At 43.4% G+C, this 1,797-nt stretch carries 2 protein-coding genes; both read left to right on the top strand.

Features of this window, described 5'->3' with window-relative positions; all coding sequences use genetic code 11:
* A partial coding sequence (locus AC1DSE_RS34800; protein WP_477529073.1) for a carbohydrate ABC transporter permease occupies positions 1–861 on the top strand: 861 nt, incomplete at its 5' end.
* A 65-nt stretch (positions 862–926) separates the two neighbouring features.
* A partial coding sequence (locus tag AC1DSE_RS34795) for an extracellular solute-binding protein (RefSeq protein WP_477529072.1) occupies positions 927–1,797 on the top strand: 871 nt, incomplete at its 3' end.

Below are 1,797 nucleotides of genomic sequence, written 5' to 3'. Positions count from 1 at the left end.
CTGACGATCGGGGAAAAGGTATGGCAATCAGCCGTTTATTTTATTCTTATTATGTTATCGCTGCTTTGCTTGCTTCCCTTTTTATATGTGGTCGCTGTTTCGGTAACACCGGAATCGGAAGTTTTAAGAAGAGGGATTGTGATTATACCAGAATCCTTTACCTTTGCAGCCTATAAGGAAGTATTCATTTCTAATGGTATAGGTCAGGCGTATAAAATTACGCTATTCCGAACGATTGTAGGCACGGCGTTAAATGTGTTTTTTACGGTAATCGCGGCGTACCCGTTATCCAAAAAATATTTGCCGGGACGCAGTCCGTTTTTATTATTCATTGTGTTTACGATGATGTTTAGCGGGGGATTAATTCCGACTTATTTGTTAATCCGCTCTTTGGGGATGTTAAATAGTCCATGGGTTTTGATTGTTCCGCATCTCATTAGTGCATTTAATCTGGTGATCATTAAAGGCTTTTTCGAGCAATTGCCTGCTGAAATTGAGGAATCGGCGAGAGTTGACGGCGCAAGTGAACTTCAGTCGCTATGGAAAATCATTTTACCGCTTTCCATGCCTGTCCTCGCCACGATTTCCCTATTTTACGCAGTAGGGCATTGGAACAGTTATTTCGATGCGATTGTGTATATCAATGATGCGAATTTAATGCCACTTCAAGTTGTCTTGCGCAACATTCTGCTTAACATTGCAAATCAAAGTGCTGAGTCGATGGCCAATACCGGAACGGTTAGCCAGTTCGCTGTTCAAATGGCTGCTGTTGTCGTGACTACGGTCCCCATTTTGATCGTGTATCCATTTATGCAAAAGCATTTTACCAAGGGTATGCTCATGGGATCGATTAAAGGTTAAAAAGCAAATCTTATCTAGGTTGTTACGGGAAACCGTGATAATATACAAGCAAAGGAGAGGTCAATATGCAAAGAACAAAGATATCATTTGCCATTCTAGCTGCTATTGTAGGGCTGGGAACGCTATTGTCGGGATGTGGGGATCAAGAAGAGGAGGTTAAGCCTACAGCTTCGAGCAGTTCACCATCCACGGATAACCCGTTTGCGAAAAAAATGAAAATCACGATGTTTAACCAAGGCACGTTCAACGCTGCCGCTCCGATTCCTCCACGCGATGAAGACATTCAACGGCAAATGCTGGAGAAGGCAATGAACATCGACTTGGATATGACGATTCCTCAAGCTGGGCAATCAACAACCAAACTAAATACGCTTATTGCAGGCGGGGATATCCCGGATTTGCTTTTCTTGAAAAGTCGGTCCGATCTCGCGCAATATTATGATCAAGGTGTTCTTGCGGATTTGACACCGTATCTGGATCAATTCCCTGAACTTCAGAAACGCTTTAGCAGCGACTCCTGGGAGGCGATGTCCTATCAAGGGAAAACCATTGGAGTTCCAGGTTATGATAATGTAAACGGTATCAGCCGAAGCTTCTTCATCCGTAACGATTGGTTGAAAAAGCTGAATATGGAAGTGCCAACGACACCTGACGAGCTGTTTGAAGTCATGAAAGCCTTTACAGAGAAAGACCCGGACGGAAACGGCAAAAACGATACGTACGGATTCATCGGCGGCATGAATAAAGAGGGCAGTTTGCAAACCTATGGCTTCGATAGCTTGATGTGGATGTTTGGCGTCAATCCTCCATCAGCCATTGAAGTGAAAGATAATGAACCGGTATTTCTATTTATCGATCCCAAAATGAAAGAAGCGCTTGCTTACATTAATAAAATGATGGCAGCCAATGTAGTAGACCCCGATTGGGTGACGATGA

It is taken from the genome of Paenibacillus sp. 01L418, from assembly GCF_056400045.1.
This window is presented reverse-complemented; position numbering and strand designations above follow the sequence as displayed.